The organism is Bradyrhizobium sp. 153 (assembly GCF_023073835.1).
Lineage (GTDB): Bacteria > Pseudomonadota > Alphaproteobacteria > Rhizobiales > Xanthobacteraceae > Bradyrhizobium.
Genome location: NZ_JADPKH010000107.1, coordinates 89754 through 104686 on the forward strand (window position 1 = coordinate 89754; position 14933 = coordinate 104686).

Genomic DNA, 14933 nt, shown 5'->3' on the forward strand with positions numbered 1-14933 from the left:
AAACTCCTAGCGCCTTGAATGCGGCCGTATCTCTCACTCGCTCCTCGACGTTCCCAGCCCGCCGTGCCGGACAGATACTCCGCACAACACCCCCAGGCTTCCTGCGCAGTAGCAGGCGTGTTGACGAACCGCCTGGTTGCGGCCGTTCCGGAACAGTCTGACGTGTTTCTGCTGGGCCATCTTGTTATCCCAAAAGTCCGACGCTCGGCTAATTCGATGTCGTTTCGCGTTCGATGTGATCCGCACTAGCTAATGTCAGTCCTATGATCTGAGCTGGCAGCCCTCAAGCCAATCCCAAGATTTTCGGATACACATTCAAACAGCCTATCTGGCCCGAAACGGCGCGCCAAATTCGGGTGTCGTTTCGCGTCGATCGCTTAGCGGCACGCAAGCGGGCGTCATCGAGCTTCGACCTAAGGTTCTGACGGCCGTGTCGGCCGTCCATCTCATCCTTCCTTTTCAATGGTGTCGTTTCGCGTTCGATCTGGATCATTCGCGTTCAATTGGAGTCTGTCGGGCCGATCCAGCGGTTGAACTTTGGGCGCCTAAGCTATGGCGCTTAAAGAGATTTCTCGATGTGATCCAAACTAAGTCGTGACAGTTTCCCATGGTCCGGGCTGGCAACACTCAAGCCAATCCTAGGATTTCGGATACACTTCCCCACAACCCGGAAATCGCTGCCCCTCGGCGAATCTGACGATTGAATATCCGGCGAGAAAGGGCTGTCACACCAATGATTTTCTCTCCAAACTTCGGCGCACATCCTACAACGCATGCGCGATCTCCTTGAGGGTCTGCCCGCAGCGATCTACACCACTGATGCCGACGGCCGTATTAAATTTCTTCAATCGGGCCGCAGTCGAGATGGCGGGGCGGACGCCCAGCCTGGCAATAAATGGTGTGTAACCTGGAAACTCTATTGGCCCGACGGTCCGCCTCTGCCGCACAATGAATGTCCGATGGCAGTGGCGCTGCGTGAAAACCGCCCGGTTCGCGGGGCCGAGGCAATTGCTGAGCGTCCAGACGGCAGACGCGTGCCGTTCATTGCTTATCCGACTCCGCTCCGCGATGCGGAAGGAAACTTGGTCGGCGCCATCAACATGCTCGTCGACATCAGCGAGCGCAAGCAGGCAGAGAATACTCAAAAGGTGCTCATCGACGAGCTGAACCACCACGTGAAAAATACGCTTGCCACGGTGCAGTCACTCGCCAGTCAGACGGCTCGCCATGCCACCGATCTGCAAGAGTTTCTGCCGACGTTCACAGGACGGCAGTTAGCTCTTGCCCGTGCCCATGACCTTCTCACGACACCCAAGTGCCAGCAGCCGGGTCTTTGGGGCTTAGGCGCAAAGCGATCTCAATCGGAGAAAACGCTTCACCCGCGCGTCCCGCCGTAACAAGTACGATCCCCTTGGATGCATACGCGACGGGCGAATTGGGATCGATTTCCAAAGCTGCGTCATGTTCAGGTAAAGCTTCCTCAGGATTCCCGTAGTTCAGAATGTTTCCGTTGGCTACGTGCGCGTTTGCGGTCGCCGGTCGTTTTGCAAGAACTTGATCTATTAGCTTGATCGCCCTCTTTTTGTCCTCGACTACGGATGGTGACCATCCGTAGATCACGCCATCCGCTATGCACAACGTCTTGCCGATGATTGCATCAACGTTGTCCGGATCGAGGCGCAGTGCGCTATCGAACAGGTCGTTTGCCTCTGCATTCGTTAACTTGCTCCGGGGGCCATAGCGCTTCGCCCAGCCGCGCATGCTGAAATCCACAGCGTCTGGATTGGTTGGCCTATCCATTTGGCTGCGCCGGCTTTCAGCCTGGATGAGCTCGACGTTGAGGGAGCGGGCGAGCCGAGCCGTGACCTGGTCCTGCAAGGCAGTAAGGTTTGACCGATCGCCGTCAAAGCGGTCCGACCAGACGTCACGACCAGTCGACAGGTCGGAAAGTGATACGTTCATACGGACCCGATCTCCGGCCCGCTGCACCGCGCCCTGTACCGCCCATCGGATACCAAGGTCCTTGCCGAGCGTCTTCAGATCGACCTGCTTATTCTTATAGGTGAAAGCCGTCCCGCGCCCGATCACGAATGTCTCGGGCATTTGCGCGAGATCTGTCGTCAGATCGGTCGTAATGCCGTTGGCGAAATAGTCCTGCTCCGCATCGTTGTTGAGATTTGCAAATGGTAGGACAACGAGGGACAATCGGGGCGCAACGTCGGGCCGGATCGTAGCCTGTTTCTGCGTTTTTTGGCTCTCCGGAGACACGTCTGTGCGGAGCGTCTTTGTCTGGTCTGGGACCACAAGCGGCCTTCGTGGCACCGTCCGCCACCTGTTCGCTCGGGACCCGAGAGCCGACGCTGCTTAAGGGCAGCTATGAGGTCACCAGCGGCGGTCGAGGGAAGCGCCCGGCGTGCCCGTTCCAAGCCAGACAGCTGACGTACTGCCAGCCGGACCGCTATTCAGCTCAGGGCCCCTAAGCGGAAATCGCAACGAGCCGCACTGTCGAGCTTGGCTGTCGGGGATCTCAACCCGATCCACTCACGAAGTTCTTCAGCGGCATCGCCGGCGGGTTGTGCTGATCCACCCGTTTCCATTTCCCTGCACAGTTTAGCAAATATGTTGACTAAAGCGACCCTCGCGTCCCAACCCCCGTCCTCACTGGCGCATGGCTTATGGTCAACCCTGAAGTCCGATTTGGGTCGGCGAGCTAGTGATGGCCAGTCACGCAGGTGTTGGAGCGTCGACGAGGTCGCCGATACAGAAATGAGACATGTGGGCGACAGCTTCAGGACTGTGATAGTCACCGAATTCGGCAGTAGCTTCCTTGCCGGCATACATGCGGGCGATTCCTGCGCCACCGGGGTGATGGGGTGCCCACTCCGTGATATCGTAGACTTTTCCCCGGATGATGACCCAGCAGTCGTCGCGCGTTTTGTGCAGGGCGACTTCTTCGCGCGTGACCGGGCGTGGAGCCCTGGCGGGAGCAGCCGGTGTCCAGAACTCGCGGGTGATCGCGGGGTAGTTGGCCTTTGCGGCGCGGCGGAAGTCCCACGGCCCCAATCTCTTGGGAGGCAATTCGGCGCCGATGTTGCGGGCATCGTACGCATAGATCCAGGAGTCGTCCTCACCGCCCCGCTTGTCGTGGGCAAATGCCGGGCTCACCCGCTCGTCGATCTTTTCGAGCAGAGCCTTCTGCTCAGCGGTGTCCTTGGCCCGCAAATGATCGAAGGCGAACTTGGAGCCGAGCTGGAATCGGGTCGCGCGATAATGCCGCACGCGTTCGTAGTGCAACAGTGCTGTGGCCACGTCGCGGCCGTGCAGGGTGAACGCGCAAGCGAGCGCGGCGGCGTCCTCGAAGGACTGCGCGGCGCCCTGGCCGAACGTCGGAAGCATCGGATGCGCCGCGTCGCCGAGCAGACAGATACGATCTTGCACCCAGGTTTCGAGGGCGTCACGATCGTAGAGGCCCCATTTCGTAGGTCGAACGATCGCGCCCGCCAAAGCGAGCAGATCGTCTCTGCTGGGGTGCCCAGTAAATGCTTCAGCCACATCGCGAACGATCTCCTCGTGTCTGACAGGAAACCAGTCGCCCTCCTCCTGCTCGAATGCGGCAGAGTCCGGCTCATAGCGGGCGATCCACACGTTCAACAACTCGCCCCGGCGCACCCAGTACGTTGTCGCCCCGCTCCGCTCGCTCCGGTGCCGGTCCATGCTGAAGGAGTGGATGGGGTTGTGGTCCAGCGGGCTACCGTCAGTCTTGCGGAGCGAGGCGACCACCGCCCGCGGAATAAGTCCACGGAAGCAGGTCACCTCCGTCCACCGCTTGGGACGCGGGTTCGGCCACGCCAGCTGCAAGGTGGCGGAGTTGATTCCGTCGGCGCCGACGAGAACCTCTCCCGCGGCGCTTCGACCATTCGAAAAACTCGCCGTCACCTCGCCCGCGGTCTGATGCAGCTGCGTCAGCCGACAGTCCATGTGCACGGTGATCGGGCACGGCGCCCCGCTTTCGGGACCGAACTCGAACACGCGCTTGTACAGACACATCAACAGGTCAAGCCTGTGCATGTGATGGAAGCCGGCGCCGTCGCCCGCGGCGGTGACATGATCGAACGGCCTCTGCGTCACCGTCCCATCGGCGTTGAACTGCCTTGTCGACTCCAGAATTGCGGCCCGGCCACCGTCGATCACCCCGTCGGGGCCCCTGGGATCCCCGCCATCCAGGTCAACGCCCAGCCAACGACATATTCGCGCCCCGTTGGGCGGTACGTTCAACCCGGCGCCTGCAGTGCTCGGCACCTTGGTTTGCTCGTAGACATCGACCGAGGCGAAGACGCCGGACTGCCGCAGCGCCAACGCCGTCATCAACCCGCCCATTCCTGCGCCGATGATCACTGCCCGCATCTGTCGCCCTTGCCAAGTAAGCGAACGCACCGATTACCCAGCTCGTGGCGGAGCACGGTGGGTGCCGCTCGAATTAACTCGAGAGTAGCTTCGGGTTGACCAGCAATAAAGCAGCTTCTGGCGGAACCGGACGTGCTAGCTTCACAATCGCCAACGAGCCCGCAGTAGCATGCTCGAGCTGCCTATCGGGATAGGGTTGCTCGACCGTCTTGGTCGGCACGAACCGCATGTTAGGTCTCGTGACCGCCTCGCAAATCGCCTCTGCGTCCTTGGTGTCGTTCTTCTGCCGCTTGACGTAGGGCTTCACGTACGCCGGAGGCATCAAGCGCACCGTATGCCCCAACGCCTGCAGTTCGCGGGACCAATAGTGGGATGGCGCGCAAGCCTCCATCCCCACCAGGCACGGCGGGAACTTCTCAAAAAACGACAGCATGAAACGGCCCTTGAGTTGGCGCCGAATCACCACCTGGCCGGCTGCATCGACGCCATGCACTTGAAAGACCGACTTTCCAGATGTCCAGACCGATCGTCGAAATTAACTGCATGCGCTGCTCCTCCGAATCGTGGGAGCCTCAAACGGCGCCCAATCATTGGCACTCTCGTGCCCGTGGAGGAGCCGTCCACAGCATCAGAAGCGGAAGTTTCGCACGTAGTGCAGTCTCATTTTTCTGGCGAACACACGAACGATCATTCGAGCAAACCCGCCACTCGAAATCCGTGCGCTCCAAGGCCGTTCGGACCCAATCGCATTGACCGAATGCGATATCGACAGTTGCCGACTACACCATCGACGTCGCAACGGTGCAAACACCTTGCAGCGCAGCTACGGAACAATATTACATCTGAGAGATTCCAGGAACGAAACGGGTCGTCAGTCTTTCTCTGGGCTTTGGGAGGTGGCCATGACTTCTCAGACCATAGAAGGCGCGTGTGCGTTCGCTTGGCGGAATTACTTGCTGTTCCACAGCGGCATCAGCGAGAACGATAATAGGCGTTCTGCCCTCTATCGCTACGTCGCCAATGTTCGTGATTCGGGTCGAGATGATTTCGATCTCTTGCAAATAGCGGCCGTCGCGTACTTAAAAAAACTGGATGAACTGCACGACGACCGACGTGCGAGGCTCGCGGCAGATCAAGTCTTGGCTGAATGCTTAGAGTCACGCAGGGCACAACCCACCACATAGCTTACGGCGAGAACATCAAAACGAGGGAGAGAAACGCATGGCAGACGAGACCGCTAACGAAAACCGTTTCGCGCGCGACCAACAAGGTCCCATCAGCGCAGCGACTGCAATCGGTATGAATGCCTTGAAGGCAACTATGCACTTTCAAGTCTCAATGCTGAGGATGTGGGCCGACAGTATTGAGAGGTTGGCGGGCAATTACGAAAAGGGGTTGGAAGAAACCGCGACCGCCGTACAGGAACAGTCGAACAAGGAACGTGCCGCGTAAATCAACGCAACGGAGTCCACGAGCGTCGTTCGGCGACTCGGCAGGTTGCTTCCGGTTTGCCCGATGAACCGACAACAGAGACGCCGCCCGGACCTTGCACCGGTCGCTCTCATATTCGGGCAAATTCCTATTCAATATATGGCGGACTTGGCTGGCTAGAGGTAGAGTGCGCCCGCTGTAAGACCCGCGCCAGTCTCCCGCTAGAGGCCATCCGCCGGCCGAAAGATACGCCGCTCTGGAAGCTGGAAGCTTCCCTCAGATGCCGACCATGTCGCACCGCCCGGTACGCGCCACCTCCCCGCATGGTCAAGCTAACCGAGACAAGGCAGATCACGCCTTGTAAGTGGGTCCATCCCCCAGGAGCGCTAGTTTGCCGCTGAACGTCCCCACGCCAAACCGGAAGCCGCCGCCCGAAAGCTCGTCCAGCTCGCCGCCAGTGTCGTGCCCGTCCAGGACGGCCGCATCCATATTGAAAAAATCAACGCACCGTTCCTCCACACGCTCAAAGCCAGCGGCGAGGAGGTCGGTGCCGGCCTAAAGTTCGCTATTGAGCGCGGCTGGCTGCATCTGCACGAGAGCGGGACCTATGTTCGGCTCCGCAGCGGCGGCGACATGATATAATCTTCTGGCGGCCTGATCGGGAACCACAAGGAGACTGATCCATGGCGAAGGAAATCAAACAGTTTCGCAAGCAAGCTGAAAAGGCTGCGCGCGCAGCAAAGTCGGCTGCAGATGCCGGGGTGTCCGAGGAACTGCAGGCACTAGCACGCGCGTTCCAAAGCCAGGCCGACGTCCTGAAATCGAAAAAGCGAGCAGGCAAGAAGCAACGATGAGGCGGCCTTACTACGCCTCTTCCCTTTGAAACGGCTGGTAGGCCCGGGGGTCCTTGTTTATGCGGTTTCCGGATTGCATCAGATCAGCGAGTGTGGTTGCGGCTCGATCTATTCTGCGAACGGTTCTGCCTGTTGGAGGCAGAAGCGAGTCATACTGAGGTCACGCCGCGCGGCCTGGACCTCGTGCAACACATGATCGAGTGCCTCCCCAACATTGTTCTTCTCAGCGGGTTCTGAACCGATACCGGCCGCGGCGCGGCGCACGGGCGTGCGTTGATCAGCCATTGGATCACTCTACCAGATGATGCTCGTCGTCAGGCGTCCCTGTCCACAGTCGGGACGGGTCCTGCTTTGTAGCGAACCCGCCCGCTGTGGCCGATCTACGGCTAATGTATGGAGTGCTGCCGCCATTCAAGGAACACAGGTTCCTTCTGTGCACGGTATCAGGAAGGTCGCGTGTGCCTGCCGCCGCGAAAGAAATGCGGCCTCAGCACTATATGCGTTGAGGGGGCGATGCCGAGGCCGCTGGAGGTGCTTGGCGCGGATCGACAAGGGAATCGAGCTCGACGGATTCGTTCTGCTCGCTTCTGAACATTGGAACCACGAACTCGATTCGCAATCGCCTACCTCAACACCTATTTTCCCCGCATGCGCATGGCGTATGAGCTCTGCCTGGCGGCCAGCGGTAAGCAGGTCTCGTCAGGACTGGACTGAATTCGTGAGGTGAAGCACGACGGCTACCGGATGCTTCCGGGAGAACGAGCGAGCGCGCCTCCTCTCTCGAACCTACAAAAGCAGCGGTACGTTGATCGCCATGGCCCCGAGCGAAGTCCGAGCCTGGTTGACCAATATCGGCGTGCTTGCCGCGCGACCAGGCGCGTTCGCCGTGTTTCTCCTTTATGCCGCGCTTTGGATCATCTTCGGCAATGGACGGGACTGGCACTCGCTTGCCACGCTTGCGACCTGGGGAATGACCCTCGTGATCCAGCGCGCCGGGCACCGCGACACACAGGCCATTCATGCGAAGCTCGACGGACTCCTGAAGGTTCATGACGATGCCAAAAACTCACTTATGAATATCGATGACAGGGACGCCGAGGAAGTCGAGCGAGAGCGAGCACAGGTCCGTACGTCGTGAGCTAATGATGCACTCGAATCACGTTGACCGCTCTTCCCTTCAGGTTCCAGAATTAACCCGCCACCGCGGCATCAAGCTTAACTGCAGACTTTGATTGCAGCGAAGCTGCGGAGCGCTAGCTTTTTATCGCCGGACATTGCCCTTGGTCCGGGTCCCCAAGTGTCGAAGCCGTCGCGCCACCATACTCGTCGCGGTGGCTTCCGCTGGGCTGTAGGCCTCTCGCGCGAGTTTCATTTGAAAAAGGCAGTCAGACCGCGAAACCATCGATCTCATTGAGATGCGTCGGCAACTCACGGCCCTGCGCTCGCAACACTCGGACAACCTTGCGATAGCATCGCTACTGAACCGCTTCCTCGTGAAGGTTGCATTCCTCTCAGAGCCTAAAGACCCGGAGCATGAACAGTATCTCCGATCTAAGTTTGCACAGACGCTGAAGAAGGTAGAGGCGATCACCTCGCGCAGGCCAGCAGCGAAGCGATCAGCGACCATGAAGCCGCCCAAGTAACTCATTGCGCTTGTCGGCGGCTGCGCCGATGCAAAATGCAGTCGCGAAGTCGTCCTTCGCGCACTGGCGCCTTCGCGGCCAAGCTCAGCTCGAGCCAGCGTTGGGGAAGCCACTAACTTGTAGCAAGTGGCCGTAGTAATTCATGCCGACGCTCAGACACTCAGCTGAAATCTATGCAGCTCTAACTACTTGCACTGGGGAGTGTAGAGGAGCGGATATCCGCAGACATTGCAAGATGAGTCTGCAGATGCTGTTATCGCGCTCACTGTCGTAAGTGCGTCGCGGAGCATACATTGAGAGCGTGACAATTGGAGTCGAATTGGACCACGATTCAATGTTGGCTACTGCCATTGTGGTGTCAGCAGAGGCGCGCCCTACCCTGGCTAGCCTGCTCGGCCGGCTTCAACCGCGGCCAGAAGCCGACTAGTTGGTAGGGTTCGCGTTTGAACTCTCCCGCGCCGTCATTATTGTGACTGGATTGCCAATTGCCGTTCGCGCGGCGCGGATGCTGTCGATGAACCAGCTTCGCGGCCGCGTTCAAACCAAGCGGACCACCATGTCCTCTAGCTCCAACACCAATATCGCCAAGAAAGCTCGCACGAAGGCTGAGGCGGATTTCGCCACTTGGCTCATGATGGCCAAGCTCGGTGGTTTCGATGACCTACCGTCCAACGCCCAAAGCTTTCTGACCAATTATCGAGCCCGGCTCGAGATCATGAGCGAGGTCGAGTCCACGGCCCTGGCCGTTCGCGAAGTATACAGCGCTTATTACAGCGAGATGGGAGGTGTAGGCGCAGCTCCGGAACCAAAGGCTCGGACGCCAATGACACAGAGCAAAGTCGTGCGGTCACAGAGACGGCTCAGAGTTCAACCCGGTCAGTCGCCTGCACGCCATTCGACGGGGCCAATGACTCGAAAATCGGTGCCGGCACTGCTGATCTTCGCGAGCATGGTAGCACTGATTGCCGCTTTCATATTCCTAGCGCATTAAAATCGCCTGCCGACGTTTGCGATGTCCGATTCTCGCCCGATAGGGAATAATGGCATAAATCGTGTGCCACGGAGAGCCGACGTGGCAACGGTTTTAGCGTTGTTCACTTCAGGGCCATCTGCATTGGCTTCGTGTCGAGAGACGAGCGGCGCAAGGGCCATATCAAAGCGGGCAGCAAAATCCCCGTAGCGATCCCCACAAAGTCGATTTCACGTTCAGGCTTCGCGGCGTGGAGTCGGGAAGGACGAAGAGGGTTGACCCTAAACCGTCTTCGCGTCGGGAGGAGCCGTCCACAGCATCAATAGGCGACCTTCTACTCGGTCTATTACGCGGACAACTGAACCTCTATCCCCGGCCTCGCCCGCAGCCGCAGCCAAATCGGGGGGGACCGTCAGAGACTTAAACAGAGACGAAAGCGGAAACAACATTGCTATGTCCCCACTCGGCGTTCCAATCGAACCGTCGAATGATGGCGCCAATTCATTGAATACAGCCGAGGGCAGCGGCTCTTGATCTCCTTCATCTGCAATGTGAGCATACGCGCGCCGAGATGACGCCTCATGGTCATCGTCGCGAAGTGTGACGAACATTATAGAGTTGCTGAATCGAAAAATGGGATGGTCCCCCCGCGCTGCAATCGAGCAGCCGCAAAAACCAGGGATCACGACAATGAAATCTTCTCGCCTCGCTCTAGCTCTAGCCGCCGCGCTCAGCCTAGGCGCCTTTGTTGGCTCTGCACAAATCTCTCCAGCCTCGGCCGGCCAGTGGGACTGGTTAGGAAATAAGCCATATGTCGACTGCGTGAAACGCGCTGACATGGCGCGCGTCGAAGCTCAGCGCGTGAGCTCAACGCCAGGAATCGCTGAAGCCATCCAAAAGAAGGGTGTAAATGATTGCAACCGTCTATACTATCCATCCAACGCCAACTCTTCTCACACGCTCGGCAAGCGCAAAGGGTGATACAGACACTCGCACCAAATCGGCCTTGAGTGCAGATCATGATGCGACAGAGACAATCGCATCATGATTTTTTCCCTTGCCCAGATGAGCTGCAGGCTCAACGTGGAGAACATTGCGACCTTCGCAAATCGCGTGGGCGGTTGGATGAGGCAAGAAGGATCCGACAAGTGCTTTGAAGTCGCACGATGCTTGACACACCTTTCCAAGGCTGTGGACCGACACGTTCACGCCAGCGGCGCTCAAGTGACCGATAGCGGCCGCGCCAAAACAGAAAGGTGGCAACGTGGGGCTTCGCCTACTCGGCTTGAAGGTTGCCGAGGCAGGGATCGCCTTGGTTTCGGTCTCGAATACGCTTGGCGTTTACGGGCAAGAGCGGTGGAAGTGGATGACCAGGCTGGAAGCCGCTTTGCGAATTCGTCGCTCTTCTTGGTGAGCGCCGCGGTCTGGCGCGCGCAGTTCTGCCGACGAGTACGAAGCGGCGTCAATGTCCACAGTAAAGCAAGTATCAGAGAGTGTGCGGGAGGTGGGGCGCAACGTTCGAGAATCTCTGGAGCAAGGCCAACAGTACAGCGCGTGGTCCCAAATTGTTCGTGACGTGGTCAGGGAAGCTCCTCTAGCTTCGCTGGCCGTCGCTTTCCTCATCGGGTATGTCATCGCGCGGCGGTAACGCCGCTCAGCTAAGAGAGTAACAGGTAGGTTCTGGATGCTGTGCAACTCGGAGTGACGCGCCCGCCCGATATAAGTCTCGCGCTTGATCGGCATTGGACTGGTCGCCACAAGCGCCTCCTGCCAACTGGCGCCTTTTCGTCACCTGGCGATATTCGCAAGCGTAGCGTCGTGCCGCGCGCGCTGCGCCGATAAAGATGCCGGTGCGCCGGCAGTTGGACCTGTTGGATCAAACGGGGCCGCATCGCGCCCTTTGGTCGGCAAAGCCGTACCAAGCCAACGGGAGGGCCAATGCACAGAGAGCTGCCATCGGCAAGAACGCAGCTCCTGCATATCGAGCATAAAGAATGCCGGACAGCGATATCAACGCAGCGGTAACGAGGCCTGAACCAAGGGCATAAAGGGCTTGGGCGGTGGCGGCTACCGTCGGGGAGACAACTGCCCTCATCATGTCCATGCAAGCGAGATGGAGCAGCGCAAAGGTCAACCCGTGTAAGGGCTGAATCATTGAGAGAAGCACAATAGAAGTCGTCGCTCCCTCAATCAGCCAACGTATGATGCCGGCCGCGGCTGCTAAGATGGCCGCACCACGCACGCCAAACCGTTCAATCAACCGAGGACCAACGAAAAAGAAGACCAAAACTTCTGCCGCCACCGCTTCCGACCACAGAACGCTTATGACGGAAGTTCCTATTCCAGCGTCGCTCCACCGAATGACGGCAAATGCGTCGTGCATCGAGTGACTTCCATAGACCAAAGCGGAAACCAAAATCAGGATCCGAAATCGCGGGATCGCCAAAAGAGCACCTACCTCACCGAAGGCCAACGATGCCGGCGGCGCAGGTGGAGCGGCTTGAGCGTTAACAGCGGGCATAAACACCGTCGCGCTGGCCGCTGCGATCAGTAGGCTGGCATTCATCCAGATAACCGGCATGAGGTCAGCAGGACCGATCAGTTGTCCAACGACGATCGTGCCCACGACGAAGGCGGCCGAGCCCGAACCCCGTATCCAGCCGTATTCAAATGGCCTTCCGCCCATTTGAGGTTTCGCTGCATTCACTGACAACGCGTCCGCAATCGAGGTCGTCGGAGCAAGTGCCGCAGCCTGAGCCAACGCTAGAACAAGCAACCACCAAAATCCATCTGCCCAGACCAAGGCAGCTGCCGCTCCGGCCGCCAACACGGCACAGCTTGCGAGCACAAGGCGCAATGAACCGAGGACGTCGGCGAGCCTTGCAAGACACGGACCGGAGACAAGCCGCACCAACATTGCCGCAGCGAGGATTGAACCGATCTGCTGAGGCGTCAGAGCTCTCGTCTCGAAAAGCTTAGGCCAGAATGGCGATGCCGCACCGAACGCAGCGTACAGGGCGCCGTAAACAGCAATATAGGCGATTGGTCCAGCCACAGCCTAAAGCCACTGAAATCGGTTTCGCCGGTGTTTTACGCCAAGCTCTCCACCCAACTTGCAACACCGTTCATTGCACCTAGTCGATCTGCCTTTTCAAGCTCTTCTACTATCGCTCGTATCCGGTCGTGCGGCACCGCTGGCATCATCCCACTGGTGACTCCGGCCCATCTGGAACGGAACGAGGGCCGCGCACGCGGTGGGCGCGGCCTTTTCCTGTACCCGGGATCAATCGTCCCGCTCACCACCACCCGCCGGAAAAGAGGTCGTACCGTTCGAAGGCCAGCCGTGGCTCGGGCGGTCGGCTCGACGATTTCGCCAACCGCTTTGCATGCGGACGCGCCTCAGTAGATGTGCGGGCACGCGGTTCTTTCTTGATCTGGTGGGGAGCTGCAGCAGGCATGGCGGCCAGGGCCTCCCGCATTGCCTGGTGCGGTACTTCGGCCGTCGGCTCGGCCTGCACCATCTCCGGAACATCGGTGCGCGGGCGCGTGTCGAAGACGATCTTCTCCGGAAGGCTCCTTGCCGAGCTGATCCGGATGGTCGTCCTGTCGGGGTCGGCCGCGCCTGCGCGCTCGACTGGCGCCGGCAGGTACCGGTCCGCTGCGAAGAGCAGCGCCAGCAGCAGCCCGCTCAGGAACGCGAAATAACGGATGATCGGCATGGACAGCCGCTTGCAAATGAAGGGAATCGATTTCGACGGTCCGGACGTGGCTGAAGGCGGGCCGCTTCCTTCAGCGGCCCGCCTTCGAGGACTACTCCACCTCTTGGACCACGGTGCGCGTCGACGGGTCCACCAGCATCACGCGCTCGCCGGAGTAGACGTAGCGATACTTCGTAAGAGAGGGCCCCCATTCGGCCGGCACGGACTCGAGCTCGCGCGGCACGGGCGAGCCGACCACGATCTTCTCGCGGCTCTCTACCGGACGGATCTTGTGTTCCGTCACGTAGCTCCGGATCTTCGTGCGGTATTCCGGCTCGATCTGCACGGCCGCGGCGTGGCTCGTCCCGGTGGTTGTGACCACCGTGGACTGGGCCATCGCGCCCGTCGAGATCAGCGCGGCGGCCGCGCACGTCAGCATCAGCTTCTTCATGCATATCTCCTCGCCGCAGCATGCAGCCTGCATGAACCCGCGAATGGTGGCAAGGTTCCGGACGCGCGGCAGCACGATTGCCGCTTTTGCCCGCGCGAGCACAGGATGATACGGAGAGGCTAAGCCTCACCCCGTCGCCATCGGCGCGGCACTCGACGTAGCGGCGCACCTCATGGGTGTGGTTGTGGCGACGACCCTCGCATACGGGACAGCACGTCGCGCGCGTCGGAGCCCTAATCCACGCGCAGCTTACGAAAAGGCGCAAAAATAGCCGTGCGAACCGAGGTGACGGCATTCCACAACTTGGCGAACCACGGAAGCGTCAAAAGCTTCGGCTTGACGATCACAAAGAGCCTTTCGACGACACACAGGCTAAGGAGATAGCAGGCGACGATCATCGCGGTCCCGGTGATCCAATGGCCTTTGCCGGCAACCGCCAACGCAACAAGCTTCAACGGTTCGACCGTCGCCGTGGGTACTGCCAATAGAAGGAGCGACGGATAGGGGCCGAGGTTTTTGATCGTTCGCTTCAGGCCCATCACGGGTGCTCCTACCCCACTAACTTCCCGTCATGCGCGATGTTCCGACTTTGGAACGTCTGCCACATTTCCCCGCACCGCGCGCCGGGCATCAAATATGAGCGCGCCAGCACCGATTTGAGTGCCCGGGAAGACGTAGCGCGATCGGCGCGAGCGTCCGTTGGACGCACGCGCTCAATCGAGGTGAAGATCACGGCCAGTCGGCTTCAGCAAACTTCAATCCGGGCCGCGCCAATTCATTCTGCAATCGCTCTGCTTGCTCTAGTGGCATCAACCTGATGCCGACTAAGTCGGGAGCGATTGCTCGAGAAAGAAGCGAAGCATCTCCCTGCTTGCATCCGGGCCGCTTGGATCCGTGTAGGATCCCGCCGGACTTCCTCCCGACCAAGCGTGGCCTGCGCCGTGAACATTCCAGTGTTCGGAGACCGCGCGCCCGCTCACGTCGGTCAGAATGGTGCGGGTATACGCGTGCCCGTGTGGCACTTTTCCACCGATGACCTTCGCATTGAAATCCGACGCATTACCCGATTGTTCGGCGATACGGTCGCCGTTGTTCGGATGCACCGTTGTGTCTCGGTCGCCATGGAAAACGATGGTCGGCACCTGCGGTCCGCGATGGGAAATGATAGAACGGGCTCCCTGCCGCATGGCGACAAGAGCGGAGGGAAGATCACTGGCAGCTCCGCAAACCAAGCCCGAATGGATGCCAACGGCGGCGTAGAGGTCGGGGTGCGTCGCAGCCATGATGGCAGCCGCCGCGCCGCCGGCGGACAGCCCCGCTACGTACACGCGCTTTGGGTCGATCCGATGATCCTGCATGACCTGGCGGGTGATGCCCGCGATAAGCGAAGGCTCGCCGCCATCCCGTTCCTGGTCACCAGTACGAAACCAATTCCAGCATTTCGACTGATTGGCTGCGCTCGGCTGCTCGGGATAGACCACG

14 protein-coding genes and 2 pseudogenes are annotated in these 14933 nt (G+C 59.5%); 8 read left to right on the plus strand and 8 right to left on the minus strand.

The features are described 5' to 3' along the window. Positions 1 to 773: 773 nt before the first annotated feature. Positions 774 to 1397, plus strand: a complete 624-nt coding sequence (locus tag IVA91_RS27025) for an HWE histidine kinase domain-containing protein (RefSeq protein WP_247459458.1) — start codon at positions 774 to 776, stop codon at positions 1395 to 1397. Here IVA91_RS27025 and IVA91_RS27030 read toward each other — a convergent pair. The 3 genes and pseudogenes from IVA91_RS27030 to IVA91_RS27040 form a co-directional block, all read right to left on the minus strand. Beyond that, positions 1303 to 2205 carry a hypothetical protein gene (locus IVA91_RS27030; RefSeq protein WP_247279944.1) on the minus strand — a complete coding sequence of 301 codons (903 nt, stop codon included), beginning with the start codon at positions 2203 to 2205 and terminating at the stop codon, positions 1303 to 1305. The genes IVA91_RS27025 and IVA91_RS27030 overlap by 95 nt on opposite strands. A 519-nt stretch (positions 2206 to 2724) precedes the next feature. Further along, a complete protein-coding gene (locus tag IVA91_RS27035; protein WP_247279957.1) occupies positions 2725 to 4365 on the minus strand; it encodes a cytochrome b5 domain-containing protein in 1641 nt (546 codons plus the stop codon). Between the two features lie 235 nt (positions 4366 to 4600). Continuing rightward, positions 4601 to 4949 (minus strand): annotated as a pseudogene (locus IVA91_RS27040) (transposase); the annotation flags it as partial. A gap of 357 nt (positions 4950 to 5306) precedes the next feature. Between IVA91_RS27040 and IVA91_RS27045 the strand changes: the two are divergent. The 7 genes and pseudogenes from IVA91_RS27045 (at position 5307) to IVA91_RS27075 (ending at position 9323) form a co-directional block, all read left to right on the plus strand. After that, a complete protein-coding gene (locus IVA91_RS27045; RefSeq protein ID WP_247279943.1) occupies positions 5307 to 5588 on the plus strand; it encodes a hypothetical protein in 282 nt (93 codons plus the stop codon). A 37-nt stretch (positions 5589 to 5625) separates the two neighbouring features. Then, positions 5626 to 5856, plus strand: a complete 231-nt coding sequence (locus IVA91_RS27050; protein ID WP_247279942.1) for a hypothetical protein — start codon at positions 5626 to 5628, stop codon at positions 5854 to 5856. Positions 5857 to 5996: 140 nt separating this feature from the next. Beyond that, positions 5997 to 6236: pseudogene (locus tag IVA91_RS27055) on the plus strand (hypothetical protein); the annotation flags it as partial. 61 nt (positions 6237 to 6297) lie between these two features. Further along, positions 6298 to 6477: a hypothetical protein gene (locus tag IVA91_RS27060; RefSeq protein WP_247279941.1), complete on the plus strand. Its 180-nt coding sequence runs from the start codon at positions 6298 to 6300 to the stop codon at positions 6475 to 6477. A gap of 41 nt (positions 6478 to 6518) precedes the next feature. After that, positions 6519 to 6689: a hypothetical protein gene (locus tag IVA91_RS27065; RefSeq protein WP_247279940.1), complete on the plus strand. Its 171-nt coding sequence runs from the start codon at positions 6519 to 6521 to the stop codon at positions 6687 to 6689. Between the two features lie 814 nt (positions 6690 to 7503). After that, positions 7504 to 7827 carry a low affinity iron permease family protein gene (locus IVA91_RS27070; RefSeq protein WP_247279956.1) on the plus strand — a complete coding sequence of 108 codons (324 nt, stop codon included), beginning with the start codon at positions 7504 to 7506 and terminating at the stop codon, positions 7825 to 7827. 1061 nt (positions 7828 to 8888) lie between these two features. Beyond that, positions 8889 to 9323 carry a hypothetical protein gene (locus IVA91_RS27075; protein WP_247279955.1) on the plus strand — a complete coding sequence of 145 codons (435 nt, stop codon included), beginning with the start codon at positions 8889 to 8891 and terminating at the stop codon, positions 9321 to 9323. Positions 9324 to 11178: 1855 nt separating this feature from the next. Here the strand turns inward: IVA91_RS27075 and IVA91_RS27080 are convergent. The 5 genes from IVA91_RS27080 to IVA91_RS27100 all read right to left on the minus strand — a co-directional run. Continuing rightward, positions 11179 to 12357 (minus strand): MFS transporter, encoded by a 1179-nt coding sequence (locus IVA91_RS27080; RefSeq protein ID WP_247459460.1) that lies wholly within the window; start codon positions 12355 to 12357, stop codon positions 11179 to 11181. A 241-nt stretch (positions 12358 to 12598) separates the two neighbouring features. Continuing rightward, positions 12599 to 13021 carry a hypothetical protein gene (locus IVA91_RS27085; protein WP_247279937.1) on the minus strand — a complete coding sequence of 141 codons (423 nt, stop codon included), beginning with the start codon at positions 13019 to 13021 and terminating at the stop codon, positions 12599 to 12601. Between the two features lie 91 nt (positions 13022 to 13112). Beyond that, positions 13113 to 13451 (minus strand): DUF1236 domain-containing protein, encoded by a 339-nt coding sequence (locus IVA91_RS27090; RefSeq protein ID WP_247459462.1) that lies wholly within the window; start codon positions 13449 to 13451, stop codon positions 13113 to 13115. Between the two features lie 233 nt (positions 13452 to 13684). Continuing rightward, positions 13685 to 13990 carry a hypothetical protein gene (locus IVA91_RS27095; protein ID WP_247279954.1) on the minus strand — a complete coding sequence of 102 codons (306 nt, stop codon included), beginning with the start codon at positions 13988 to 13990 and terminating at the stop codon, positions 13685 to 13687. Positions 13991 to 14275: 285 nt separating this feature from the next. Further along, a partial coding sequence (locus IVA91_RS27100) for a PHB depolymerase family esterase (RefSeq protein WP_247459464.1) occupies positions 14276 to 14933 on the minus strand: 658 nt, incomplete at its 5' end.